This window comes from Tenacibaculum sp. TC6 (assembly GCF_050606265.1).
GTDB lineage: Bacteria > Bacteroidota > Bacteroidia > Flavobacteriales > Flavobacteriaceae > Polaribacter.
The window spans coordinates 213575-238941 of record NZ_JBOCUK010000001.1 but is presented as its reverse complement, the minus strand read 5'-3'; the positions used below and the strand labels follow the sequence as shown (position 1 = coordinate 238941).

Annotated in this window: 25 protein-coding genes; 15 read left to right on the top strand and 10 right to left on the bottom strand. The window is 32.1% G+C overall.

Annotation, left to right across the window (positions count from 1 at the left end; genetic code table 11):
* Window positions 1–16 precede the first annotated feature (16 nt).
* Both ACQY1Q_RS01075 and ACQY1Q_RS01070 read left to right on the top strand, forming a co-directional pair.
* Window positions 17–703 (top strand): aspartate/glutamate racemase family protein, encoded by a 687-nt coding sequence (locus ACQY1Q_RS01075; RefSeq protein ID WP_431003425.1) that lies wholly within the window; start codon window positions 17–19, stop codon window positions 701–703.
* Complete coding sequence (locus ACQY1Q_RS01070) at window positions 703–1572, top strand: mechanosensitive ion channel family protein (RefSeq protein WP_431003424.1); 870 nt, start codon at window positions 703–705, stop codon at window positions 1570–1572. Before ACQY1Q_RS01075 ends, ACQY1Q_RS01070 begins: the two co-directional genes overlap by 1 nt.
* A 3-nt stretch (window positions 1573–1575) precedes the next feature.
* Here ACQY1Q_RS01070 and ACQY1Q_RS01065 read toward each other — a convergent pair whose 3' ends face one another.
* Window positions 1576–1881, bottom strand: a complete 306-nt coding sequence (locus ACQY1Q_RS01065; RefSeq protein WP_431003423.1) for a DUF6787 family protein — start codon at window positions 1879–1881, stop codon at window positions 1576–1578.
* 164 nt (window positions 1882–2045) lie between these two features.
* Here ACQY1Q_RS01065 and ACQY1Q_RS01060 point away from each other — a divergent pair, with 164 nt between their 5' ends.
* From ACQY1Q_RS01060 to ACQY1Q_RS01035, 6 genes are all read left to right on the top strand, one after another.
* Entirely contained in the window at window positions 2046–3281 is a 1236-nt protein-coding gene (locus tag ACQY1Q_RS01060) for an alginate export family protein (RefSeq protein ID WP_431003422.1), read from the top strand.
* Window positions 3282–3284: 3 nt separating this feature from the next.
* The gene (gene ric, locus ACQY1Q_RS01055) at window positions 3285–4013 is read left to right on the top strand and encodes an iron-sulfur cluster repair di-iron protein (protein WP_431003421.1); all 729 of its coding nucleotides are present in this window, start codon (window positions 3285–3287) and stop codon (window positions 4011–4013) included.
* A 14-nt stretch (window positions 4014–4027) separates the two neighbouring features.
* Complete coding sequence (gene nrfH, locus ACQY1Q_RS01050) at window positions 4028–4630, top strand: cytochrome c nitrite reductase small subunit (RefSeq protein WP_431003420.1); 603 nt, start codon at window positions 4028–4030, stop codon at window positions 4628–4630.
* Window positions 4631–4704: 74 nt separating this feature from the next.
* A complete protein-coding gene (gene nrfA, locus ACQY1Q_RS01045) occupies window positions 4705–6198 on the top strand; it encodes an ammonia-forming cytochrome c nitrite reductase (RefSeq protein ID WP_431003419.1) in 1494 nt (497 codons plus the stop codon).
* An 81-nt stretch (window positions 6199–6279) separates the two neighbouring features.
* Window positions 6280–9432 carry a cytochrome c biogenesis protein gene (locus ACQY1Q_RS01040; RefSeq protein ID WP_431003418.1) on the top strand — a complete coding sequence of 1051 codons (3153 nt, stop codon included), beginning with the start codon at window positions 6280–6282 and terminating at the stop codon, window positions 9430–9432.
* Window positions 9429–10637 (top strand): hypothetical protein, encoded by a 1209-nt coding sequence (locus ACQY1Q_RS01035; protein WP_431003417.1) that lies wholly within the window; start codon window positions 9429–9431, stop codon window positions 10635–10637. The genes ACQY1Q_RS01040 and ACQY1Q_RS01035 overlap by 4 nt, the downstream gene beginning before the upstream one ends.
* On the opposite strand, the gene nadB is transcribed toward ACQY1Q_RS01035, so the two are convergent.
* The 3 genes from nadB to ACQY1Q_RS01020 form a co-directional block, all read right to left on the bottom strand.
* The gene (nadB, locus tag ACQY1Q_RS01030; protein WP_431003416.1) at window positions 10634–12190 is read right to left on the bottom strand and encodes an L-aspartate oxidase; all 1557 of its coding nucleotides are present in this window, start codon (window positions 12188–12190) and stop codon (window positions 10634–10636) included. The genes ACQY1Q_RS01035 and nadB overlap by 4 nt on opposite strands.
* Window positions 12191–13117: a quinolinate synthase NadA gene (nadA, locus tag ACQY1Q_RS01025; RefSeq protein ID WP_431003415.1), complete on the bottom strand. Its 927-nt coding sequence runs from the start codon at window positions 13115–13117 to the stop codon at window positions 12191–12193.
* A 123-nt stretch (window positions 13118–13240) separates the two neighbouring features.
* Window positions 13241–13588: a winged helix-turn-helix domain-containing protein gene (locus ACQY1Q_RS01020; RefSeq protein ID WP_431003414.1), complete on the bottom strand. Its 348-nt coding sequence runs from the start codon at window positions 13586–13588 to the stop codon at window positions 13241–13243.
* A 287-nt stretch (window positions 13589–13875) separates the two neighbouring features.
* On the opposite strand from ACQY1Q_RS01020, the gene ACQY1Q_RS01015 reads away from it, so the two are divergent.
* The 6 genes from ACQY1Q_RS01015 to dsrP are packed head-to-tail and all read left to right on the top strand — an operon-like array spanning window position 13876 to window position 20129.
* Window positions 13876–14115, top strand: coding sequence for a hypothetical protein (locus tag ACQY1Q_RS01015; RefSeq protein ID WP_431003413.1), 240 nt, complete (start codon window positions 13876–13878; stop codon window positions 14113–14115).
* 3 nt (window positions 14116–14118) lie between these two features.
* A complete protein-coding gene (locus ACQY1Q_RS01010) occupies window positions 14119–16446 on the top strand; it encodes a molybdopterin-dependent oxidoreductase (protein WP_431003412.1) in 2328 nt (775 codons plus the stop codon).
* Between the two features lie 4 nt (window positions 16447–16450).
* Window positions 16451–17140, top strand: a complete 690-nt coding sequence (locus ACQY1Q_RS01005; RefSeq protein WP_431003411.1) for a nitrate reductase cytochrome c-type subunit — start codon at window positions 16451–16453, stop codon at window positions 17138–17140.
* Between the two features lies 1 nt (window position 17141).
* Window positions 17142–17768 carry a cytochrome c3 family protein gene (locus ACQY1Q_RS01000; protein WP_431003410.1) on the top strand — a complete coding sequence of 209 codons (627 nt, stop codon included), beginning with the start codon at window positions 17142–17144 and terminating at the stop codon, window positions 17766–17768.
* Between the two features lie 6 nt (window positions 17769–17774).
* Window positions 17775–18896 carry a 4Fe-4S dicluster domain-containing protein gene (locus ACQY1Q_RS00995; RefSeq protein ID WP_431003409.1) on the top strand — a complete coding sequence of 374 codons (1122 nt, stop codon included), beginning with the start codon at window positions 17775–17777 and terminating at the stop codon, window positions 18894–18896.
* Window positions 18897–18911: 15 nt separating this feature from the next.
* Window positions 18912–20129: a sulfate reduction electron transfer complex DsrMKJOP subunit DsrP gene (dsrP, locus tag ACQY1Q_RS00990; protein WP_431003408.1), complete on the top strand. Its 1218-nt coding sequence runs from the start codon at window positions 18912–18914 to the stop codon at window positions 20127–20129.
* Window positions 20130–20451: 322 nt separating this feature from the next.
* On the opposite strand, the gene ACQY1Q_RS00985 is transcribed toward dsrP, so the two are convergent.
* The 4 genes from ACQY1Q_RS00985 to ACQY1Q_RS00970 all read right to left on the bottom strand — a co-directional run bounded on the left by ACQY1Q_RS00985 (window position 20452) and on the right by ACQY1Q_RS00970 (window position 22503).
* On the bottom strand, window positions 20452–21342 hold the full coding sequence (locus ACQY1Q_RS00985; protein WP_431003407.1) for a mechanosensitive ion channel family protein: 891 nt from the start codon (window positions 21340–21342) through the stop codon (window positions 20452–20454).
* Between the two features lie 11 nt (window positions 21343–21353).
* Window positions 21354–21650 carry an HPF/RaiA family ribosome-associated protein gene (locus ACQY1Q_RS00980; protein WP_431003406.1) on the bottom strand — a complete coding sequence of 99 codons (297 nt, stop codon included), beginning with the start codon at window positions 21648–21650 and terminating at the stop codon, window positions 21354–21356.
* An 11-nt stretch (window positions 21651–21661) separates the two neighbouring features.
* A complete protein-coding gene (locus ACQY1Q_RS00975; RefSeq protein ID WP_431003405.1) occupies window positions 21662–22165 on the bottom strand; it encodes a Dps family protein in 504 nt (167 codons plus the stop codon).
* Window positions 22166–22341: 176 nt separating this feature from the next.
* Window positions 22342–22503 (bottom strand): DUF1328 family protein, encoded by a 162-nt coding sequence (locus ACQY1Q_RS00970; RefSeq protein ID WP_431003404.1) that lies wholly within the window; start codon window positions 22501–22503, stop codon window positions 22342–22344.
* Between the two features lie 221 nt (window positions 22504–22724).
* Between ACQY1Q_RS00970 and ACQY1Q_RS00965 the strand changes: the two genes are divergently transcribed.
* Complete coding sequence (locus ACQY1Q_RS00965; RefSeq protein ID WP_431003403.1) at window positions 22725–23354, top strand: SOS response-associated peptidase family protein; 630 nt, start codon at window positions 22725–22727, stop codon at window positions 23352–23354.
* A gap of 4 nt (window positions 23355–23358) precedes the next feature.
* On the opposite strand, the gene ACQY1Q_RS00960 is transcribed toward ACQY1Q_RS00965, so the two are convergent.
* Together ACQY1Q_RS00960 and ACQY1Q_RS00955 are read right to left on the bottom strand one after the other, a co-directional pair.
* A complete protein-coding gene (locus ACQY1Q_RS00960) occupies window positions 23359–24153 on the bottom strand; it encodes a patatin-like phospholipase family protein (RefSeq protein ID WP_431003402.1) in 795 nt (264 codons plus the stop codon).
* Window positions 24154–24158: 5 nt separating this feature from the next.
* Entirely contained in the window at window positions 24159–25211 is a 1053-nt protein-coding gene (locus tag ACQY1Q_RS00955; RefSeq protein WP_431003401.1) for a helix-turn-helix domain-containing protein, read from the bottom strand.
* Window positions 25212–25367: the final 156 nt, after the last annotated feature.

The window sequence follows — 25367 nt, the reverse complement described above, 5'->3', positions numbered from 1 at the left end:
ATAATAAAAAGAACAGATGAAAGTAATAGGATTAATAGGAGGTATGTCGCCCGAGTCGACAATTATGTATTACCAAGTTTTAAACAACCTGGCGAAAGAAACATACGGAGACAAACATTCTGCCAGAGTTTTAATAAACTCAGTTGATTTTGGAGAAATTTCTAATCTGCAAGTACAAGATAAATGGGAAGATCTAAATCAAATAATGGGAAATGCTGCTAAAAACCTCGAAAACGGAGGCGCTTCATGTGTATTAATTTGTGCAAATACGATGCATTTAACTATTGAGGCAGTAAAAAAACAGGTTACTATTCCTATAATTCATATTGCTGAAGCTACAGCAGAGGCCATTGTAGCACAAAACTTGAAAAAAGTAGCTTTATTAGGAACCAAATATACCATGGAAAAACCATTTTATGCAAATATTTTGACAAACTATGGTATAGAAACTATGATTCCTGAGCAACAAGACAGAGAAATTATTCATACTATAATTTATGAAGAATTAGCAAAAGGAATTTTATATGAAAGTTCTAAACAGAAATATATTGATATAATCAATACATTAAAAACTAAAGGAGCAGAAGGCATAATTTTAGGATGTACTGAAATACCATTACTGATAAAACAACATGATGTGTCTATTCCGGTGTTTGATACAACAACAATTCATGCAACAAAGGCGTTTAACCTTTCAAAATAATGAAAGATTTACTCACAAAATATAAATTTGATTTAACTACTTTTTTTGGTGTTTTAGGCTACATTTTAGTAGTTATATTTGTTTGTTGGGTTATTTCCAGAATTATTAGATATGTTATTTTATTACTGATTAAGCACCGTAAAAAAGATAGATTTGGAGGAACGAGCATTCAGTTTTTTAGAAATTCTGTCAAATTTTTTATAGGAATTATCGGTTTCATTTACATCATTTTAACTGTACCATTATTTAGAAATAAAGCAACATTTATATTCTCCGGAGCAGGTATAATAGCAGCAATTATAGGTTTTGCTGCACAAGCAGCGCTATCTAATTTAATAGCCGGAGTATTTATTGTCGTTTTTAAACCATTTAGAGTAGGTGATTATATTAAACTAGATGAAACACGTGTAGGAATTGTTGAAGATATTACACTACGCCATACAGTAATTAATAATTTTGAAAACAAGCGATTAATAATTCCAAACTCCGTAATTAGTACCGACTCTATCTTAAATCATACAATAGAAGATTCTCATGTACTAAGTTTCAATAATTTTAAAATAGGTTTAAAAGCTGATATTGATTTAGCTAGAAGAATAATTCAAGAAGAAGCAGTTAAATTACCTAAGGTAATTGACAATAGAACACCTGAAGATGTTTTAGCAGGTATCAATCCGGTAGATGTGAGAGTAATTGATGTGTTTACAGATCACATTCATATTAGAGCCTACGTTTGGTTAAGTGAACCGTTTTTAGAATTTAAAACAAAATGTGCCTTAAAAGAAGCTGTACATAAACGTTTTATTGCAGAAGGAGTAGATTTACCAATACCAATCTATGAACTAACAAAGACAGAAAATAAATTATAAATACTATTTTTTAAATAGAAAACCTAAACCAAGTCTGCTTAAAAATTTCTTTTCAAACTCCCAAAAAAACTTAAACTGACCAAATATCCAACCAAGCAAAGGTAAGGTAGTTTGGTAAATAGGAAAGATTAACAAAATACGAAGAGGCCAATATACCCATGGAGAAACTGCATCAGAAGTTAATCCTAAAAAAGAGGTAACCGGCTTAGCTACCCATGCAGCAAAAGAACCGTTTATAGCAAAAACAATAAAGATAGCTATAACATCCCAATTACTATCTATACCCCAACGTTGTTTTAATTTTTCCATGGCGCAAAAGTATATAAATAAAAATGTATACTAAAATAAGTGTACTTTAAAAAATATGTGCTCAAAATTATTTCTAACTAAAAAATCTGATTATGATTTTTATCATATTTTTTAGAGATGTTTATATAGAGATTTGTTGAAAAATGTTAAAAACGCAGATAGGTATGAAAACAACTAAAATTTTAAGTTTACTATTAGTTCTGGCATCAACTTTAACATATGCTCAATTAAAAATAGATGCAGAAATAAGACCGAGAGCTGAATATAGACACGGATTTAAAACATTAATTGCTGATAATGAAAATGCAGCCATGTTTGTGTCTCAAAGAACACGATTAAATACCACGTATTCTATTGAAAAGTTAAATTTTTATTTAAGTATTCAAGACGTAAGAGTTTGGGGTGATGTACCTCAACTTAATATTGCTGATGCTAATGGATTAGGAATACATGAAGCTTGGGCAGAAATATTTTTAGACCCTAAGTTTTCACTAAAATTAGGTCGTCAAGAAGTAGTGTATGATGATAGCAGAATATTTGGAAATGTAGGGTGGGCACAACAAGCCCGTAGCCATGATATGGCCTTATTGAAATACATGAATGATGGATATAGAGTAGATTTAGGATTAGCTTTTAATCAATCAAAAGAAGGATTAACAGGTACAACTTTAACAACGCCTTCTACTTATAAAGCAATGCAATACGTATGGTTTCATAAAGATTGGAGTGATTTTTCAGGGAGTTTCTTATTCTTAAATAACGGATTACAATCTGCAAGCGGGCTTAAATACAGTCAGACTTTAGGAACTCATTTAAAAGCCAAAAAAGATAAACTAAATTTTATAGCTAATTTATATTATCAATTTGGAAAAGATGTAGCTAATAATTCTTTAAACGCTTATTTATTAGGATTAGAAGGTAACTATAAATTATCAGCAATAACCAATATTGGTTTAGGAGTTGAGTTACAAAGTGGAAATAGTTATAATACAGCTCCGGGTGATAATAATGCATTTAATCCTTTTTATGGAACCAACCATAAGTTTAACGGTTTGATGGATTATTTCTACGTAGGTAACCATTTAAATAGTGTTGGTTTGTTAGATATTTATGCTAAAGCAGGTTTTAAATTAAATCCAAAATCAAATCTTTCAGCTACTCTTCATAATTTCTCAGCAGCTGCAGATATTAATGATACTGTTTCAAAACAATTAGGAACAGAACTAGATATAGTTTACGGGTATAAATTTACCAAAGAAATAGGAGTAAAGGCAGGATATTCTCACATGTTCCCATCTGAAGGAATGAAAATTTTAAAGGGAAATAATGATAATAACACCAACAATTGGGGATGGGTAATGGTAACAATTAAACCAACATTATTTACTTCAAACCAATAAGCTATGTTAGTTTCAAGAGAAAAAACTGTCGCCAGTTATGTAACAGAAAATATTAAAACCGCACATGTTTTTAAAAAATACGGTATTGATTTTTGTTGTGGAGGTAATATTTCAGTTGAAAAAGCATGTAAGAAGCACAATGTGAATTACCTGACTCTTGAAAATGAACTATCAAGTGTTGATGTAATTAAAGATGTTATTGAAGATTATAACAAATGGGAACTTGATTTTTTAATGATATATATTGAAAATGTTCATCATTTATATATAAAAGAAAATCTACCTCTTATATCACAATATGCAAATAAAGTAGCCAAAGTACACGGAGATAAGCATCCGGAAATTGTTGAAGTAAACAAATTGTTTCATGAAATAGCTAATGAGCTTATAAGTCATTTACAAAAAGAAGAGCAAATATTATTTCCATTTATAAAACAGTTGGTGTTAGCAAAAAAAGAAAAAACGAAAAAAGTAACACCTCCGTTTCAAACCATTAATAACCCAATATTAATGATGGAACATGAACACGATTATGTAGGAAATGTTATGAAGCAAATAGCTAAGTTAACCAATAGCTATTCTCCACCGGAAGGTGCTTGTAATACTTTTAAAGCGTTGTATGCAAAATTGGAAGAATTTGAACAAGATTTACATAAGCATGTACATTTAGAAAATAACATTTTACATCCTAAAGCTATTGCTTTGGAAAAACAAATAATGCTTAACACATAAAACAAACTAACAACTTGAATTTAAAGCGTAAAATACTACCGAGTAAAAGGTCGAGATGGAGACAAGTTGCTGTAATATCTATAGGAATAGTAACAGGATTGGCCTTTTTTATGGCTAAAGAAGCTTCGTTAGTTTCTTATATGTCTGATGATCCTTTAGCATGTGTAAACTGTCATGTAATGACTCCTATGTATAATAGTTGGATGCATAGCTCACATAGAGAATGGGCTTCTTGTAACGACTGCCATGTACCACATGATAATGTAGTAAATAAGTATTTTTTTAAAGCCAAAGACGGATTGTTTCATGCATCGGTTTTTACGGCAAGAGCAGAGCCGGAAGTAATGTTTATGAGAGAAGCCTCGCAAGAAGTAGTACAAAACAATTGTATTCGTTGTCATGTTCAGCAAATCACTCAAATAAAATATGATGGTTGGTTAGAAAACCATAAAGAAAACAGAACAGAAAGAAAGTGCTGGTCATGTCACCAAGAATTACCTCATGGTACTGTTCATGGTATTTCAACTATTAGAAATAACATAGCACCCATACCTACAGATACCACTGAAACGGTAATTCCGCAATGGCTAAGTAAACAAGTACAAAATACAAACTAACAAAAACTAATAAAAAGAAAAAGGTTAAAGCACACAAAACGTTTTAACCGGTATGTTTAAATAACAAATATATTATGAAAAACAAGGTATTATTTTTAGTAACAGTAGTAGTCGTTTTTCTACTAGGGTTATTGGCTTCTAGCATAGTAAACAGGAAAAATGAAGCAAAATATAAATATGTACCTCAGGTAGAAATTAATGAAAATGAGCCAAGAAATGTAGAATGGGGTAAAAACTTTCCGGCTGAATACCAATCATTTTTACAAACTGAAAAAGGAGATTTTGAATCTTTTCAAGGTGGATCTAAAATGAGAGATATGCTAAAAGAAGATTCTCGTTTGGTAATACTTTGGGCTGGATATGGGTTTTCAAAAGATTATAATCAGGGAAGAGGGCACCAGTATGCAGTTGAAGATATCCATAATACTTTAAGAACCGGAGGTCCTAAAGGAAAAGGAGACGGACCTATGCCGGCTACTTGTTGGACTTGTAAAAGTCCTGATGTACCAAGGTTGATGAATGAAATTGGCATTGCTGAATTTTATAAAGGAAAGTGGGCAGATAAAGGAGAAGAAGTAGTAAATCCTATTGGTTGTGCCGATTGTCATGATGCAAAAACTATGAAATTAACCATTACTCGTCCAGCTTTAATTGAAGTTTTTGAAGCCATGGGGAAAGATATAAACAAAGCTACACATCAAGAAATGCGTTCATTAGTGTGTGCACAATGCCACGTAGAATACTATTTTGATAAAAATAAAAAAGGAGCTGAAGGAGTACCGTATTTAACTTTCCCATGGAAAAATGGTATGTCTGTAGAGGCAATGGAAAAGTATTATGATGAAATGAATTTTAAAGATTGGACACATAAGCTAAGTAAGGCGCCTATGTTAAAAGCACAACACCCCGGATATGAGACGTATTTAACGGGCGTGCATGCAGATAGAGGCGTTTCTTGTGCCGATTGTCATATGCCGTATAAGAGTGAAGGTGGGCAAAAGTTTACAGATCATCATATTCAATCACCTATGAATAATGTAGCAAATTCATGCCAAGTTTGTCACCGTGAAGAAGCCGATAAGTTAAAAGCTAATGTGTATGAGCGTCAGCAAAAATCAACAGAAAGCAGATTAAAATTAGAAGATGCTTTAGTAAGAATGCATATTGAAGCTAAAAAGTGCTGGGACTTAGGAGCTACGGAAGAACAAATGAAAGATATTTTAACAGATATACGTCATGCTCAGTGGCGTTGGGATTATGCCGCTGCATCACATGGTGCTTCCTTTCATTCTCCCGTAGAAATAGGAAGAGTTATAAGTAGCGGTTTAGATAAAGCGACGGAAGGTAGAGTAAAAATAGCACGCTTACTGGCTGAATTAGGGCATAATAAACCGGTTGAAATACCTGACATTTCTACCAAAGAAAAAGCACAAAAATACATTGGTTTAGATATGGATAAATTGATAGAAGAAAAAGAAACATTTAAAGAAAATGTATTACCCCAATGGCTTGAAGCAGCCAAAAAGCGTGAAGAAAATTACAATTCTAAAAGTGTTTCTTTAAATTAAATAGAAGGTAAAAGTGTTTAGAGTAAGCTAATTTTTGGGGGAATATTTCCTTGAGAATTAGCTTTTTTAAAGTGGTTGTGTATGCAAAAAATATATAAAATTCTATCTTCTTCCTCATTAGCTTTGTTGTTTTTATTGGCTTTTGCACTAGCAATGGCAGTAGCAACTTTTATTGAAAATGATTATGGTACAGCTGTGGCTTGGGCTACCATTTACGATGCTTGGTGGTTTGAGCTAATAATGGCAGGATTAACTGTAAGCTTCTTGTTTAATATTTATAAATACAACTTAGTATCAAAGAAAAAGTGGGCAGTATTACTTTTTCATGTAGCTTTCATTATCATTATTATAGGAGCAGCCATAACCCGATATACCTCTTATAGTGGCATTATGAGAATTCGTGAAGGTGAGGCTTCAAATATTATTATTTCAGATACAAAACTGCTAACACTAACTCTTATTAAAGAAAATGAAAGAAAAACAATTCAAGAAAAAATAGCGATAACTCCTTTAAAAGAAAACAAATTCAACCTAACTACAGTTTTTGATAATCAACCGATTCAGGTTTTATTTAAAGATTATATAACAGACGCTTCTCCCGAAGTAGTAACAGATACTGTTCATGGAACTCCTTTGCTAAAAATGGTGGTAGCAGATGAGCAGGGAAGAAATACTATTTATCTAAAAAAAGGAGAAATAGAAAAAATAGGAAATCATCATCATGAGATAGGCTTTGAATCAGGAAAAGACGGAATTATTAATCTGTATGAAGAAGACGGACAATTTAAAATAGAGGCACCTCATGGCTTGGATTTTTTTATGATGTCTAGTCAACAAGCCGGGAAAATAAAGAAAGATACACTACAAAGTTTTTCACTTAAAACGCTTTTCAGAGCCGGAGATTTTTCATTTGTACCTACTGCATACAACTCAAAAGGAAAATTTACATTAATAAGTTCAGCTAAAAATAACATAGATAATGATGCGAATTTAGATGATGCACTTATGGTAAAGGTTACTGTTGGTAAAGAAGAGCAAGAGGTAAATTTACTATATAGAGAAGGATTTCTTCCTCTAAAACATCAGGTAGATTTTAAAAATGGAATACAAGCTGTTTTGTCATACGGAGCCGGTGCCATACAACTTCCTTATAGTATTAAATTAAACGATTTCCAATTAGAAAGATATCCGGGTTCATCCAGTCCTTCATCGTATGCCAGTGAAATAACCGTATTAGACAACTCAGAGCAATTCGATTATAAAATTTTTATGAATAATGTTTTAGATCATAAAGGGTTTCGTTTTTTTCAAGCGAGTTATGATACTGATGAAAAGGGAACGGTTCTTTCTGTAAATCATGATTTTTTAGGAACATGGATTACCTATTTAGGATATGTATTAATGGGACTCGGAATGTTTTTTACTTTTTTTGGTAAAGGTACCCGTTATCAAACGATTGCAAGAAAATTAAAAAAAGTAAGTGCAAAAGCTACCGTGTTAGTATGCCTGTTATTTGGAATAAGCCTAGAATCTTACAGTATAACTCAAAAAGATAGCATTCCTAAGTTTTCAATTGAAAAGCTTATCATTTCACAAAATATAGACAAGCAACAGTCGGATTTATTCGGAAGATTGTTAGTTCAGGATTTAGATGGAAGAATAAAGCCGATAAATACGTTAGCTTCAGAATGTATTCGTAAAATATCAAGAAAAACTAATTTTAAATATCCTATTAAAGGAAAAACCATTCAACTTGATGTAAATCAGGTGTTTTTAGGAATGCATAGAACTCCTAAATTATGGCAACAACTCCCTATAATTAAGATTGATATTGATAAAGTGCAACAGTTGCTTGCTACTGTAAAAAAAGGAGAAAACGGTTTATATTCATTTAGTAGTTTATTAGATGTTAACGGAAACTATATACTTTCGGAAGCTGTTGAAACGGCTAATAAAAAGAAACCATCAGAACGAAATGAGTTTGATAAAGAAGTTTTGGATATAGACGAACGTTTTAACATTCTTTACAATGTTTTTTCGGGGAACTATATGCGAATTTTTCCTAATAAAAATGATAAAAACAATACATGGTTTAGTTACACACATCATTTTAATGATTTTACTGAAGAAGATGCTCGTTTTGCCCAAAGTATTCTACCCGGTTACTTTAACGATTTAAACCAGCATAAAAATAGTGAAGCTTATCAAAAGTTAATATACATTAAAAAATACCAAGAAATATTAGGAGCTTCCGTAAACCCATCACCTGAAAGGATAGAAGCTGAAATTTGGTACAACAAAGCCAATATAAATTTTTGGTTATTTCAAGTCTTTTTCTCTTTGGGCTTTGTCTTATTAGTATTGGCTGTTTTAAAAATGTTTAGTAACAAAAAATGGATACATATGTTATGGAACATAGGCGTGTTATTAACGTTGATTTCATTCTTGCTATTTACATTTAATATGGCGTTACGATGGTATATTTCACAACATGCACCATGGAGCAATGGTTATGAAATGTTATTATTCGTAGCTTGGTGTTTACTTTTAAGCGGATTAATTAGTTTTCGTAAGTCAGATTTTGCATTGCCTTTGGCAACATTATTTTCAGGAGCTTTGTTATTTGTCAGTTACTTAGATTGGCTAAATCCGGAAATAACCAATTTAATGCCGGTTTTAAAATCATATTGGTTAAAAATTCATGTGGCAACCATTGTAAGTAGTTACGCACCGTTGGCTTTATCTGCTGTTTTAGGAGTTATGGCATTGCTTTTAATGTTATTTAAAACCACTAAGACAAAAGAAATTATTCAATTAAAAATTAAAGAATTAAGTTACATTAATGAACTTTCCATGATCATAGGTGTGTTTACACTTTCGGTAGGAACGTTTTTAGGAGGTGTTTGGGCTAATGAAAGTTGGGGACGTTATTGGGCATGGGATCCAAAAGAAACATGGGCACTTATTAGTATTATAGTGTATGCTATTGTATTACATTTAAGATTTATTCCTAAACTCAATAATTTTTTAACCTTAAACATAGCCAGTATGTTTGCTTTTTGGTCTATCATTATGACTTCTTTTGGGGTAAATTATTATTTGTCAGGATTACATAGTTATGCAGCAGGAGATTCAATTCCGGTACCTAAATTTATCTATGTTATTTTTTTAAGTATGATTTTACTAACTATCTTAGTTTTGGTAAAGCAAAAAACATTAAAAATTAAAAAATGAAACTATTAGAAAAGCAAAGTAGTATAGCCCTAAGTTATTTTTTTATGATTGCTGTTTTGGGGGTATTGTTGCGTAGCTTTTCTGTAATTGTGATTCCTTTTAATTATCGTTATTTAGTACATACACACTCGCATATTGCTTTATTAGGATGGGTATATACAAGTTTAATGGTATTAGGGTATACAATGTTTTTATCTGAGGTGAAAATAAAACGGAACTATATAGCTGTTTTTTGGAGCACGCAAATTACTATTATAGGTATGCTGGTTACGTTTCCATTAACAGGATACGCTTTATTTTCTATATTTTTCTCTACCGCATTTTTAATAGCTTCGTATGTATTTAGTTTCTTGATTTTTAAACATACGCCCGTAGCAATTAAAAAAACGAATGCGTATCAATGTTATCGAATAGCCTTGGTGTATATGATCTTATCGAGTTTAGGTCCTTGGTCATTAGGAATCATTATGAATACCCTAGGAGAAAACTCAGGATGGTATCGAAATGCCATTTATTTTTATTTGCATTTTCAGTATAACGGATGGTTTATTTTGGCCTTATTTAGCGTGTTGTTTTATACATTAGAACAACAAAAGATTTATATAAGCAATGTTATATTTAATTCCTTTTTCAAGTTATTAAATATAGGAGTAGTATTAACATTTGCAATTTCTTTATTGTGGATGAAAATAGGGCTCAGCATGAATATTATAGCAGGAATAGGAGCAGTATTACAACTTTTAGCTTTTGTAATTTTATTAAAAGAGTTACAAAGGTATTATGAGAAGCTTAAAGGTTATTTAGGAGCTTTACACGTATTTTTTGTATTACTCACTTTTTTTTACAGCATAAAATTAATTCTTCAAGGAGTAGGAGTATTTCCTTATTTTTCAGACACAATTTCCGGTAATATAAGCTTCATTATAGGGTATTTGCACTGGATTTTTTTAGGAGTTGTTAGTTTAGGAATCTTTATTTTTTTAAAATTATTTGAACTTATAAAACTTCCTAAAATAGGTATATGGATGTTTATTATTGGTTTTATAATATCTGAAGGACTTTTATTTTATAAAGGATTTATGACTATGAAAAATGAACCACTAACAAATAACTTTAATTATTTTTTGCTAGTGGCTAGTTTTTTATTGCTTATTTCAGTAGGATATATACTAGGAATAACTGTTTATAAAAAGAAACATATTTAATGTATATTATCAATATTAAAATAACCTCCTTTATTTTCTTTACGGTCAATAGATTGATTAATAATTAAATGAGCTACATTAATCATGTTACGTAATTCACATAAAGAGGTATTTAATTTAGAGGTTTTGTACAATTCTTCAACCTCAGTATAAATAACATCTAATTTTATATTAGCTTTTTTTAATCGACTGTTACTTCTTACAATTCCAACATAGTTTCGCATTAAAGCTTGTACTTCTTTTAAGTTATGCTGAATTAATACATGTTCTTCGGTTATGGTGGTTCCTTTATCATCCCAATCAGGAATTTCAATAGGAGAAAAATCTGTGTTATTTTTAGATAGATGCTTATAAATATTATGAGCATATACTAAAGCCTCTAATAAAGAGTTTGAAGCAAGTCTGTTAGCACCATGAAGCCCTGTTCTGGAAGTTTCTCCACAAGAAAACAAATTGTTAATTGTTGTTTTTCCTTGTTGATCTACAACAATACCTCCGCAAAGGTAATGACAAGCAGGTACAACAGGAATCCAATCCTTTGAAATATCTATATGTAAACTTTTACATTTATCATATATGGTAGGAAAGTGCTTTATAAACTCTGCTATATTTAGATGTGTACAATCTAAAAAAACATGCGTATCACCAGATTTCTTTAATTCTTTATCAATACACTGTGATACAATATCTCTGGAAGCTAATTCAGCTCTTTCATCATAATCAAGCATAAAACGATGCCCTTTCTTATCACGTAAATAGGCACCGAAGCCTCTCACTGCTTCAGAAATTAAAAAAGTACTACTTCCTTCAGAGCTATATAATGCTGTTGGATGAAACTGGATAAATTCCATATCTTTAATAGCAGCTTTTGCTCTGTAAGCCATGGCAATACCATCACCGGTAGCAATTACAGGATTAGTTGTATGTCCGTAAACTCTACCAATACCGCCAGAAGCAAGTAAGGTATTTTCAGCATTTATGGTTAAAATAGTCCCGTTTTTTTCATTTAATACATAAGCACCATAACAAGTTACCTGTTCTTTAGGTTGTATTTTTAATTGATGCTCTGTTATTAAATCAACTGCAAAATGATGGGTAAGTAATGTTATATTTTCTAATTGATGTATACGTTGTAGCAGCGCCCTTTCAATTTCATATCCCGTAATATCTTTATGATGTACAACTCTGTATTCAGAATGGCCACCTTCTTTTCCCAAATCAAAATTACCTGAGGCATCAACATCAAAGTTGGCTCCCCATTCAATTAACTCTCTAAATCTTTTAGGGCCTTCAGTAATTACCATTTCTACTACTGAAAAATCACATAAACCATCACCGGCAATTAAGGTATCTTGAATATGCTTTTCAAAAGAATCTTCTTTGGTATCTAATACTACGGCAACACCACCTTGAGCGTATTTAGTATTCGATTCATTTTCGTCACTTTTTGTAACGATGGTAACCGTTTTAGAAGGAAACTTTTCAGCTATTTTTACAGCAAAAGTAAGACCTGCAATTCCGGATCCAATTACTAAATAATTAGTATGTATCATTTATTTTGAAAGTTCAAGCATGCGCTCAATTGGAACTAAAGCTCTTTTACGAATGTCTTCAGGAACTTCTACATAAGGCGCTTCATTAGCTAAGCAATCATATAGTTTTTGTAGCGTATTCACTTTCATATAAGCACACTCACTACAAGCACACGTATTGTCTTCTTTAGCCGGAGCAGGAATTAATTCGGTATTAGGAACTTCCTGTTGCATTTTATATAAAATACCTGCCTCAGTAGCCACAATAAACTTTTCATTGGCATGTTCTTTTACATAATTGATCATACCTGAAGTTGAACCAATATAGGTAGCGGTTTTTAATATATGTTCTTCCGATTCCGGATGGGCAATAATTTTATGATCTGGATATTGTTTATGCAATTCTAACAGCTTTTCTATAGAAAAAGCTTCATGTACTACACAACTACCATCCCATAATAACATATCTCTTCCGGTTTCTTTTATAATGTATTTTCCTAAGTTTCTGTCAGGAGCAAATATAATCGGGGTTTCTTCCGGGATAGATTCTATAATTTTAAGAGCATTAGAAGAAGTACATACTATATCTGTTAACGCTTTTACTTCAGCACTACAATTCACATAGGTTACTACTGTATGATCCGGATGTGCTTTAATAAATTTCTCAAACTCATCCGGCGGACAAGATTCAGCTAAGGAGCAACCCGCATTTAAATCGGGTAGAAGTACCTTTTTTGTCGGGTTTAAAATTTTTGCTGTTTCAGCCATAAAATGAACACCGGCAAACACAATTATTGAAGCATCGGTTTCAGCTGCTTTTTGTGATAAGCCTAAACTATCTCCAACATAATCAGCTATTTCTTGAATGGCATCTTCTTGATAATAGTGAGCCAAGATAACAGCGTTTTTTTCTTTTTTTAGTTTATATATTTCTTCTTTAAGATTCATTCTTATCCAACTTTTAAACGAAAAACAAAAATAACATTATATTAATAATTAGAATATGATAATCGTCATAATTACTACTTAGAATATGTACAATTGTGTTTTATAAAATATAAAAAGATATTTTTATCCTTTATTTGAGGTCAAAAAAATACTTAGTTGTTTATCTAAAAATTGCCAACATTTCTTATTAAGAGTATCATATTTACTAATAAGTTCTTCACCATAAGCAGTTACAACAGTACCACCTCCGTTAGCACCTCCAGAAACACTTATTACAACAGGTTTTTCAGCATTTTTATTAATAGAATTAAGTAATTTCCAAGCTTTTTTATAAGACATTCCCATTTTTTTTGCTGATTTAGATAACGATTTGGTTTCTTGAATAGTTTTAAGTAACTGTATTCTGCCTTCTCCTAAAAACATTTTATTGTTTACCTCTATCCACACTCTACTTTTAATAGTATAAGTCATAATTATACGGTTTAATACTTCAAAAATAAGATTCAAAACTTTCTTTAGGTATGATATTTATCATGTAAAGTAGTCTTATTTTAATTGATTATAAATAACATAGTGGTGTTTTAAAAAATGATGATTTTAGGTGTTAGATATACTTCTGAAAAATAAATATATAGTTAAAAATCGTTATTTCTTAAGAGATACAACGGGTTGATTTAATGTGTTTTATGATAAAAGTCATGTTTATTAAGTTTATATTTTTAGTAATTTGCTAAAGAATCAAATTAACTATTTTCCAAATGCCTATAAAAAGTTATTTAGCACATCCACATGAAGGAAAGAAAGAAGAATTATTACGTGCTATTTCAGAGTTGCATGAATGCGAAGTGCTTCCTGCAGAAAATAAAGAAGTTTTAATACTTGTTACTGAAACGGAAAATAAAGAAGACGAAGAAATTTTACAACAAAAATTAGAGGCCATTAGCAGCTTAAAGTTACTAGCAATGGTGTCTGGATTTAATACTCCTAAAAAGCACTAAATTATGTATACTTCAACAACAAACAGACGAAGCTTTATCAAAAAAATGGCAATGCTTTCTGCAATGACAGCAGCAGCAACCATGTTTCCGGGTATTATGTTTGCCGGTGAACAAGAAGAAAAACTACCAAAAGGAGGGAATTTAGATTGGAAAAAAGCACCTTGTAGATTTTGTGGAGTAGGGTGTGGTGTATTGGTAGGTATTGAAAATGGTAAAGCCGTAGCGGTTAAAGGAGACCCTAAATCGCCTGTAAACAAAGGCTTGTGTTGTGTAAAAGGATACCATTCGGTAATGGCTATGTATGGTAAAGATCGTTTGACAAAGCCTTTAGTGAAGAAAAACGGGAAGTATGTAGAAACCACGATGAAAGAAGCGTTGGATTTGATTGCTTCTAAAATGAAAGAAACCATCAAAGAACATGGAAAAGATGCCGTTTCAATTTACGGATCGGGGCAATGGACAATTCCGGATGGTTATGTAGCGTCAAAACTATTTAAAGGCTGTATAGGTACGAATAATGTAGAGGCTAATGCACGCTTATGCATGGCGAGTGCTGTAACCGGTTTTATGACCTCTTTTGGTATTGATGAGCCTATGGGGTGTTATGAAGATATTGATCATGCCGACGTTTTTGTCTTATGGGGTAATAATATGGCAGAAATGCATCCGGTATTATTCTCAAGATTATTAGATCAACGTTTAAAGAGAGGCGTAAAAATTATTGATTTTGCTACGCGCACCACACGTACAAGTATGGCAGCAGATAAATCAATTTTATTTTTACCTCAAACAGATTTGGCAGTAGCCAATGCAATTTGCTATGAAATTATACAGAACGGTTGGGTAAATACCGCTTTTGTGGAAAAGCACTGTAACTTTAGTAAAGGCTTGACCAATATGGGGTACGGTTTGGAAGATAATTATAAGTTTACGGATAAACCGGAAAAAATAAGTTTTGAAGAGTATAAAAAGTTCTTAGAAGACTATACCCCTGAAAAAGTGGAGAAAATATCAGGAGTTTCTGCTAAAGATATTAAATACATGGCTGCTTATTATGGAGATCCTAATAAGAAAGTAATGTCGCTTTGGTGTATGGGAATGAACCAACATACCCGAGGAACATGGATTAATAACCTAGTGTATAATATTCACCTGCTAACCGGTAAAATCTCCTCTCCGGGAAATAGTCCGTTCTCTTTAACCGGTCAACCTTCAGCTTGTGGTACCGTTAGAGAAGTAGGTACGTTAACACATAAATTACCGCACGGCGTGGTGATGAATAAAGAACATCGCGAATTTGCTGCTAAAATATGGAATGTTCCTGTTGAAAATATAGACCCTAAACCTACCTATCATACCGTAGAAATGTTTAGAGCTTTGGACAGAGGAGACATTCGTTTTATGTGGATTCAAGTAACGAATCCGATGGTAACCATGCCTAAATTAAAGCGTTATAGAGATGGTGCTAAAAAAGAAGGACGATTTATTGTAGTTTCAGACATTTATCCGACGCCAACAACAGACATTGCAGATGTAATTCTACCTTCTGCTATGTGGATTGAACGCGAGGGAATGTACGGAAATTCTGAGCGTAGAACACAGTATTTTGAGCAAATGGTACAGCCACCCGGGGAAGCGATGAGTGATACCTGGCAGTTGGTAGAAGTAGCTAAGCGATTAGGATATGAAAAACAATTCTATTATGATGAAGCCACTCATATAGAAGAGATTTATGCTGAATATCGTAAACATCACGATAATAAAAAGCATAATATGGCACCTTTAGAAGTATTAAAGGAAAATCCGGGAATGATGTGGCCTTATGTGGAAGGAAAATCAACACAATGGCGTTTTAATGCCAAATATGACCCGGCATGTAGTAATGGAGAAGACTTTCATTTTTACGGAAAACCAGACGGAAAGGCTGTAATTTGGCAACGTCCTTATGAACCAGCGGCAGAAGAACCGGATGCTGAATATCCATATTGGTTAAATACGGGTAGGGTAGTTGAACATTGGCATACAGGATCTATGACACGTCGTATTCCTGTATTACACAAAGCCATGCCTCACAGTTATGTAGAGTTGAATCCGGAGGATGCAAAACGAATGCAAATAAAAACAGGAGATAAGGTGAAATTAACTACCAGACGCGGTGAAATAGTATTACCGGCTTCTGTAAATCAAAGAGGTGTTCCGGCCCCAATGCAAGTATTTGTGCCGTTTTTTGATGAAAATATGCTGATTAATGATATTACATTAGATTCATTTTGTCCTATTTCAAAAGAACCGGATTATAAGAAGTGTGCTGTTAAAATAGAAAAAGCATAATAGTATGAGAAAACGTTTAGGCATCATATCGCTCTTTATTATTTTATTTATTGCTTTTATTACTCTATGGAATTATAGTTATTATCAAGGACAGGAAGAAGCATATATTCCTATAGAAAATAACAGACCTATTCCTATAATACCTTCAGAAACAGGAGTGTTTCAGCGATCTGAATTTGCTTTAGAGTATGCAAATATGCCAGTGGATGAAAATCACCAGAGAAGTATAAAAAGTTATTATAATAACAGAGCTTTTTACGGAGCTCCGCCAAGCATTCCGCATGAAGTAGAAAGTGAGCGTAATATGGGAGGGAATAGCTGTTTAAAGTGTCATGAAAATGGTGGATATACAGATAAATTTAAAGCATATGCTCCGGTAACTCCGCATCCGGAAATGGTAAATTGCCGCCAATGCCATGTACCTCAAAACACAGAAACATTATTTAAAGCCACCAATTTTGAAAAAGGAACTATTCCATTGGTAGGTGTTAATAATGCGTTGGCTGGAAGTCCGCCTGTAATACCACATCAATTACAATTAAGAGAAAATTGTTTGGCCTGTCATGCCGGACCTAGTGCTCCTAAAGAAATTAGAGTATCTCATCCTGAGCGAGTGAATTGTCGCCAATGTCACGTTCCTAACAATAAAGTTACAGAAGATATAGGTGTTTTTGTAAGAAAAAATCAAAACTAATATGAACAATCGTTATCATATACATATAGTTATTAGTTACTTAATTATCGGTTTTTTATGGAGTTCTTGTAAGCATAAAGAAGAATATCACAGTATTACTGATAAAATAGAGGCTAAAAGTAAAAATTATCACGGTACCTCAATTTCTTCAGAAAAATATTTAGAAGGAATAGAAACTATAGAGGTTATTGAAAATGGACATACTTTTTTAATTCCTGAAAGAAAAGGAGAACTCAAATCGTTTGCTTGTACAGAATGCCATACCAAGCCTATGCACCAAATGCAGAGCAAGGATTCTACTAAAAAAGCACATTGGAATATTAAATTAAATCATGCTGATTTGGGTACGATGAACTGTGTAACGTGCCATAATGGCGATAATCCTGATGCTTTAAAGAGTTTAACAGGAAATCCTATTGATTTTAATAATAGTTACAAATTATGTAGTCAATGCCATCAAAAACAATATAAAGACTGGACCGGTGGAGCACATGGAAAACGTATTGGTGGATGGGCACCTCCAAGAGCTTCTATGACCTGTGTAAATTGTCATAATCCACATGCTCCGTCATTTGATACGAGATGGCCGGCACGATTTAATACGCAAAAAATAAAAGAACGAAAATAAATAGGCATGAGTAATACGAGTAAAAAATGGTTTTCCTTAAGCCTTAAGAGTAAGAATAAAAACATTTCAGATTCTTGTGGCTGTGGTAAAACTTCAGGAGGGTGTGGCACCCATAAAGAAGAATTGAGCGAAGCTGAATTTTTTGAAAAAGCAGTAGAAGCCTCTATTGGAGAAGAGAAACATAAAGATGGTTTTGATCAGGTTTTTGATGTTACCATGAGCCGAAGATCTGCTTTTAAAAAGTTAACAGCAAGTTTATTAATAGGTGCAGGCGCTGTATCTACTTCTTGTAGTTTAACCAGCGGTGATGATACTAAAGAAAAGGCACAAATTGATTGGGAAGAGCAGTTTAAAGGGAATTATAAATTAATGACCGATGAAGAAAAAAAAGCTACGGTAAATCGTTTAGTGCGTTCATATCAATTGCGTACCGGAAAAACGCTGAATATGTCTTCTAAAAATGCAGAAGAAAGCGTATTGTTTGGTTATGCATTTAATATTTCTAAATGCCAAGGGTATATGGATTGTGTAAGTGCTTGTGTTAAAGAAAATAACCAAGATAGAAACTCGCAAATGCAATACATCCGTATTCATGAAATGAAAGACGGTAAAGGTTTTAATTTTAATGAAGCCGATGATAATTACTATCATGAAGTACCTGCTGAAGGACATTTTTACATGGGAACTCAATGTTTTCATTGTGATAACCCTCCATGTGTAGAAGTATGTCCTGTACAAGCTACTTGGAGAGAAGAAGACGGATTGGTGGTTGTTGATTATGACTGGTGTGTAGGTTGTCGTTACTGCATGGCTGCTTGTCCGTACGACGGAAGACGATTTAATTGGAGCAAACCGGAAGTACCTGAAGAAGAAATTAATCACAATCAACATTACCTAGGTAACAGAATGCGTAAAAAAGGAGTTATGGAAAAATGTACATTTTGTGTACAACGCTCCAGAGCAGGTAAAAATCCGGCTTGTGTTGAAGCATGCCCTACCGGTGCACGTATTTTTGGAAATTTATTAGACCCAAATAGCACCATTCGCTGGGTATTGGAAAACAAAAAAGTATTCAGATTAAAAGAAGATTTAGGTACTGAACCTAAGTTTTGGTACTTCATGGATTAAAAAATAAAATGACACATGAAACAACTTAAAGTTTTTGGTAGCTTAGTAAAAGATAGTGTAGATGTTATTACAAAAGGGTCTAAAACATACCATGTATGGATGGCTTTTTTAACATTGGTAATGTTAATAGGGATGTATTGTTATTCCATACAGTTAGAACACGGATTAAGTGTTACCGGAATGACTGATAGGGTGAGCTGGGGGTTATACATTTCTAATTTTACATTTTTAGTAGGAGTGGCAGCAGCAGCAGTTATGTTGGTAATGCCAACCTATGTCTTAAAAGATATAGACTTTAAACAAGCTGTATTGATAGGTGAGGGCTTAGCGGTAGCAGCACTTATTATGTGTTTGGCTTTTGTAATAGCAGACATGGGAGGGCCTTCTGTTTTATGGCATATGATACCCGGGATAGGCGTTTTCAATTTTCCTAACTCCATGTTAACATGGGATGTAATTGTATTAAATGGGTATTTATTTTTAAATATTACCATTCCGTTTTACATTCTGTTCAGACATTACCAAGGAAAAGAAGCAAAAGCTAATGTGTATGTACCGGGAGTTATATTGTCTGTTTTTTGGGCGGTAGGAATTCACTTAGTTACAGCATTTCTTTATCAAGGTTTACAAGCACGTCCTTTTTGGAACAATGCTTTATTAGGACCAAGATTTTTAGCCTCTGCATTTGCAGCTGGTCCAGCTTTAATTATTTTAGTTTTAGCAATCATTAGAACCTTTACAGCATTTAAAATTGAAGATAAGACTATCAAGAAAATAGCGATGGTAGTTACTGTCGCTGCTCAAATAAATATTATAATGTTAGTTTCTGAATTGTTTAAAGAATTTTACGCTCCAACACACCATAGTGAGAGTGCTTATTATTTATTTTTCGGTTTAGATGGAAAAACAGCGTTGTTACCATGGATTTGGACGGCTATTTCATTAAATGTTTTAGCTACGGTATTGCTCACTTTTCATAAGCTTCGTAATAATTTTAAGGTGCTATTTTTTGCTTGTAGTATTTTGTTTATTGCTATTTGGATAGAAAAAGGTTTCGGCTTAATTGTTCCGGGATTTATTCCGGGGCCTTACGGGAAAATTGCGGAATATACGCCAACAGGTATTGAAATAGGTGTTACCTTGGGTATTTGGGCCTTAGGTGCACTTATTTTTACAATGCTAGCTAAAACAGCCATAAGCATTGAAACAGGAAAACTACGATATAAAAAGTAACAAAAAGCCGGAAACTTTATAAAGTTTCCGGCTTTTTTAAACTAAACATACAAATGACAGTCGTCACAATTTTTAATTTCTCCATAATAGGTTTCTCTATATTTATGGAGTGTTTTTAAGGGAAGGCCCAGAAAGTATTTTTTTATATAGGTGACTTTCGTTATAAGCCTTCCCATCGGGGGTGAAAATCTTTTTTCTGTCCTTGTTTTTCTTTTGATATATAAAAGTTTCATATGTTATCTTATTATTGATACTTCTGTTTGTCGTAACTAACAGAAGATTGAATTCTTATTTAATTTTATTCGCTTTTTAGTGGGATGTATTATGCTTTTTTTAAAGAAATTGGTATGCTATCTTGTGAACCATATAATTTAATTTCCTTAATATCTGCCGGCATATTTAAACCGTTGTCTACAATTGTATTTTTAACGTTTCTAATTACATCACTTTTTACTTCTAAAGCACCTCGTTTATACTCTTTTGTTTTGGTCCAAAACAATACTTTAAGGTTTACAGTACTAACTCCAAGAGAATCAACAGTAACAAAACATTGATGTTCGTCAGTATCAATTACTCCTTTTGTTTTTACAACAGCATCAATAATTACTTTTTTAGCTAGATTTATATCATCTTCATAGTCAATTCCTACAATAAAATCCGATCTGTAAAAGCCGTCTTCTGTATAATTAAAAACTGCTTTTTTAATTATATCACTATTGGGTATATATACATCTCTACCATCAAACGTTTTTAGTTTTGTATATCGAAATTCCATGGTTTTTACTTTTCCAAAAATTTCACCAATCATAACTGTATCATCTACATGAAAAGGTTTATTGAATGATAGTATAACACCCGATATAAAATTTTCTCCAACATCTTTAAAAGCAAAACCTATAATAACTGCAGAAGCACCTGCCGCTGTTAATAATCCTGTAGCTATGCCTCCTAATCCTGCCATTTTTAAGGCAAACATTATAACAATTACTACCAATCCTAATTTTATAGATTTAGTTAAAAAATTAGTCATTAAAGGATCTTGAGTTCTGGCAGAAATGGTTTTTCTAAAAAATCTGGCAATGAAATCTGATAATAAAAAGCCTATAGCAACAATTAGTATTGCTACTAATATTCTAGGAGTTTGCTCTATTAGTTCATTCCAATGAGTTTGCAATGATTCTTTTAATTTTTGTAAGGTGTCTTGAAAATTCATTTATTTATATTTTAATGAGAAATCATTTGTGATTTTCGCCTTTCGAGCTGATCTTTCAAATCGTTAATTGTTTCTCTAATAGCTTCTTCAAAACTTGTTTCATTAGAAGAAGCGTATATTCTTGGACCTTTTAAACTCAATCTAATACCACAGTGATTTCTTTTCTGCTCGTCATTATCCAACTTCAGAAAAACATCACTTCTTATAATAAACGGGTATTGTTTTTCTAATTTATCTAAGAGTTCCTTTAGCAGACTTTCTAAACGATCACTTTGGCTTACGTTTACGTATTCATATACAATATTCATAGCTCACTATTTTATGATAATATAAGCTCGTCATTAAGCTGCTCAACTGTACTTTTAGACCATGCATTTAGCATCCAACTTACTTTCTCTAATTGTTTTACGTATCCACCAATCATATCAATGGTACCTTCATCTTCCGCCTCTTCCGCTTTTTTAATAACATTTTTCATTTGTGATAAAAGTATTTTATGGTCATTTAATAAAATATATACCATATCTGTATCTGTTTGAAAAGGCGTTTCTTCAGAAATAGAAGCCATTTTTAAATACTTACTATATCTACTAATTGGGTGATATTGTAAGGTTAAAATACGCTCTGCAATTTCATCTATTTTAACTCTGGCATCTATATACATTTCTTCAAACTTTCCGTGTAATTCAAAGAAGTTTTTACCAACTATATTCCAATGGAAATTTCTAAGTTTTTGGTAGTATATATGGTAATCTGCTAATAATTGATTTAACTCTTTAGCAACGGGTAAAGTATGTTCTTTAGATATATTCAAATAATTCATAATTATATTGTTTTAAAGGTTACTAATCTATTTACACTACAAAGGTACATTGGCTATTAAGGGGTTTTTAGCTCATTTGATTTGGATCTTTGCTCATTTCAAATTTGTAAAAGTTTGGGCATAAAAAAACTCTGACAGATTCAGAGTTTTTTTATGATAATGGAAGTTATAAGTTTCTATACTCTTCTTCTTCCTGTTAGTAATGATATAACGAATAGAATTAGAAATATGAAAAATAAAATTTTTGCAAATCCGGCAGCTGCCCCGGCAATTCCCGAAAATCCTAAAAAAGCAGCTATAATAGCTATAATAACAAAAGTGATTGTCCAACGTAACATATTTTAAAGTTTTTAAGTTAATATTAATTTGTAGTATGCTTTGCAGCACATTACAAAGGTAGTGTACGGTTGCACTGTGGTTTAGCTCATATAGTTTTGATATTAGCTCATTTAAAAAGCTACGAAAAATATGAAATGGGTTAACATGAAAATGTATTGAATTAAATTTATTGGTTATAGATGTATAATTTTGATTATGAGAATAATAAAATTATAATCCCATGAAATATAAATTATCAAATGTAGCCAGTAGAACCCGAATAGAAGAGCTAACAAAATTACCTTTTAAATATGCTAATATTTACAAGCCTAAGCGTAAAATAGATGGTACTAAAGAACAAAACGTTAGTATTATTACTATGGAAAATCCTGGTGAAATAATACAAGGTATTTGGGGAATGCTTCCTCAAAACTATGAAGATCATTGGAATAAATTTCAGCAAATTAAAAGTACACTTCATACGTGTATTAACGATATTTACAACAATGTTTTATACAAAGAAGCCTTATTTAAACGCAGATGCTTACTTATTGTTACCGGATTTTATGCTCATAAGCTTTTAGGAAACAAAGTTGAAAACTATTTAGTTGAAAAAGAGAATAGAGAGCCTTTTTATTTAGCAGGAATTTATAATACTACAGAAGATGGTTTTTATACATGTACAGTTATTAATACGAATGCTACAGAAGAGTTGAATAGCATAAATAATTTATATGAAACTATGCCTTTACAAATTCCGCAGATGTTTAAGAACAAATGGTTAGATAAAAATACTACAAGAGAAGAACTAGCGCATTTAGTATCTAAACCGTATCATATTAACTTTTGTGTTCAAAAAATAATATCTTAATATACTAGGCTAAAACTTCATCAATATAGTTTTTTGCTTTGTTGTATATTTTTTCAACTTCTTTAATATCAAAGCCACTAAACTCACCTAACGGATAGCATATGGTGGCATAAGTGTTAAAAAACTTATATTCTTCAGAAGAGAGCATTAATAATTTAGCTGTATGAATTAACACTTTTAAGGTGGTATTTAATTCACTGTTACTTTTTTCAGTAGGGTAGGTAACGTAGCTTCCTATAATAGGATAGTCAGATGATTGAAAAGGATCTATTGGAAAATTATCAAGAATACCTCCGTCAGAATATAAAGAGTTGCCTATTTTAACAGGGTTAAACAATCCGGGAATAGCACAAGATGCCAAAACAGGTTTCAATAAATCTCCTTCATAAAAATATTGAGTAGCCCCTTTATTCAAATTGGTGGTTGATAGCGTTAAGGGAATAGAAAGTTCTTCAAAGGTTGCTTTTATTTTCCCTTTTAATAGCCTAGCATAATTACCGGAATTAAATATTCCGGGTTTTGCAAAAGTTATCCAAGAATATTGAAATAGTTCTGTGGTTTTAAAAAAAGACAAAATTTCCTGAGGTTTCATTCCGGACGCATACATTGAACCTACTAATGAACCGGCGCTACAGGCAGAAATAGCATTAACTTTAAATTGTAACTCTTCTAGTTTTTCTAACAAAGCAATATGAGCCACTCCTTTTTCACCGCCGCCACTTAAAACCAAATTAACAGGGGTTTTATTGTCTAAGCTCTTTAATTTATGCAGGGTGCAGGTATAGGTGTCTTTAATCATAGTTTTTAAGTTCGGTTAGGTTGAGAAATTTTTATAGATGCTTCTTGTTTGTTTTTCAAAAACTTACTAGGGCTTATTCCGTATTTTCGTTTAAAAATTTTAGAAAAATAACTTCTGCTGCTAAACCCAATAGAATACACAATTTGAGAAATATTATAATCTGTATTATTTAACATATTTCTGGCTTCTTCTAAACGTACATGTCTAATATATTCTATAACGGTTCTTGAAAACAACAATTTAAATCCCTCTTGTAGTTTGGCTTGGGTAATTCCTAGGCCATTTGCCATTTCTTCAACGTTGTATTCTTCAGAAATGTTTTTAGATATTTTTTGAGCTGTTTTTCTAATTAGTCGAAGCTCTTTTTTAGTTAAAGAAGTATCCGGTTTACGTTTACGAACAATATCTTTATCATGCTGTAGCATATGTTCTGATAAAATTTGGTAAATAATACCTTCTTTCATCAAAATTCGGATAATGCCTTTTTGCTTTACAGAGTTTAACTGTTTAATTAAGTTGGCTAATTTTAAATTATAAGTTCCAAAATAGGCAAAAACATTTTCGTGTTGCTGATCATGAAAAACTTCATACAAGCGTTGGTTTAAAACAGAACCATCATTTAAACGTTTTTTTAAAAACTTAACTCTGTTTACTTGAATGGAGTTGATGTGAAGTTTGTTATTTTTTTCAAAATATACATAATTCTGCCCATCATTTTTACTGGTAATTATAACCGATTGAAATTGCTCTAGTTTTCTTTTATTTTCTTCAAGATTAAAACGATGAAAACTATAGCCTTCAAGTGTGTATATAAAATGAATTGGGTTGTATTCTGAAGTATCCATTTGAAGCACTAGGTCTTCAAAAAAAGTAATGTTATATTCTAATAAACTGCCACCCCATTCAAAGGTGATGAAAGTAATACTACCAAAAGCATGCTCATTATTAACTTGTAAAACATATTCGCCCCAATGTTCACTCAAATTTCCTCCAATAGCTTTTTGAAGTTGTTTTACTGTTTCTTCAGTGTTTTTGGCGGTAATATGTATTGTTTTCATAAACCAATCTTTAGGGAAATTCAAAGATAATTTATTTCACTTTTTCTTTTACATCAAATGAGTTGAAACCTGTTTTTTTGTGAGTTAAAATTAATTCATTTTTTAATGAGAAGTATATAAATGCGTAGGAGTTACTATTTGCCATATACTAAAATA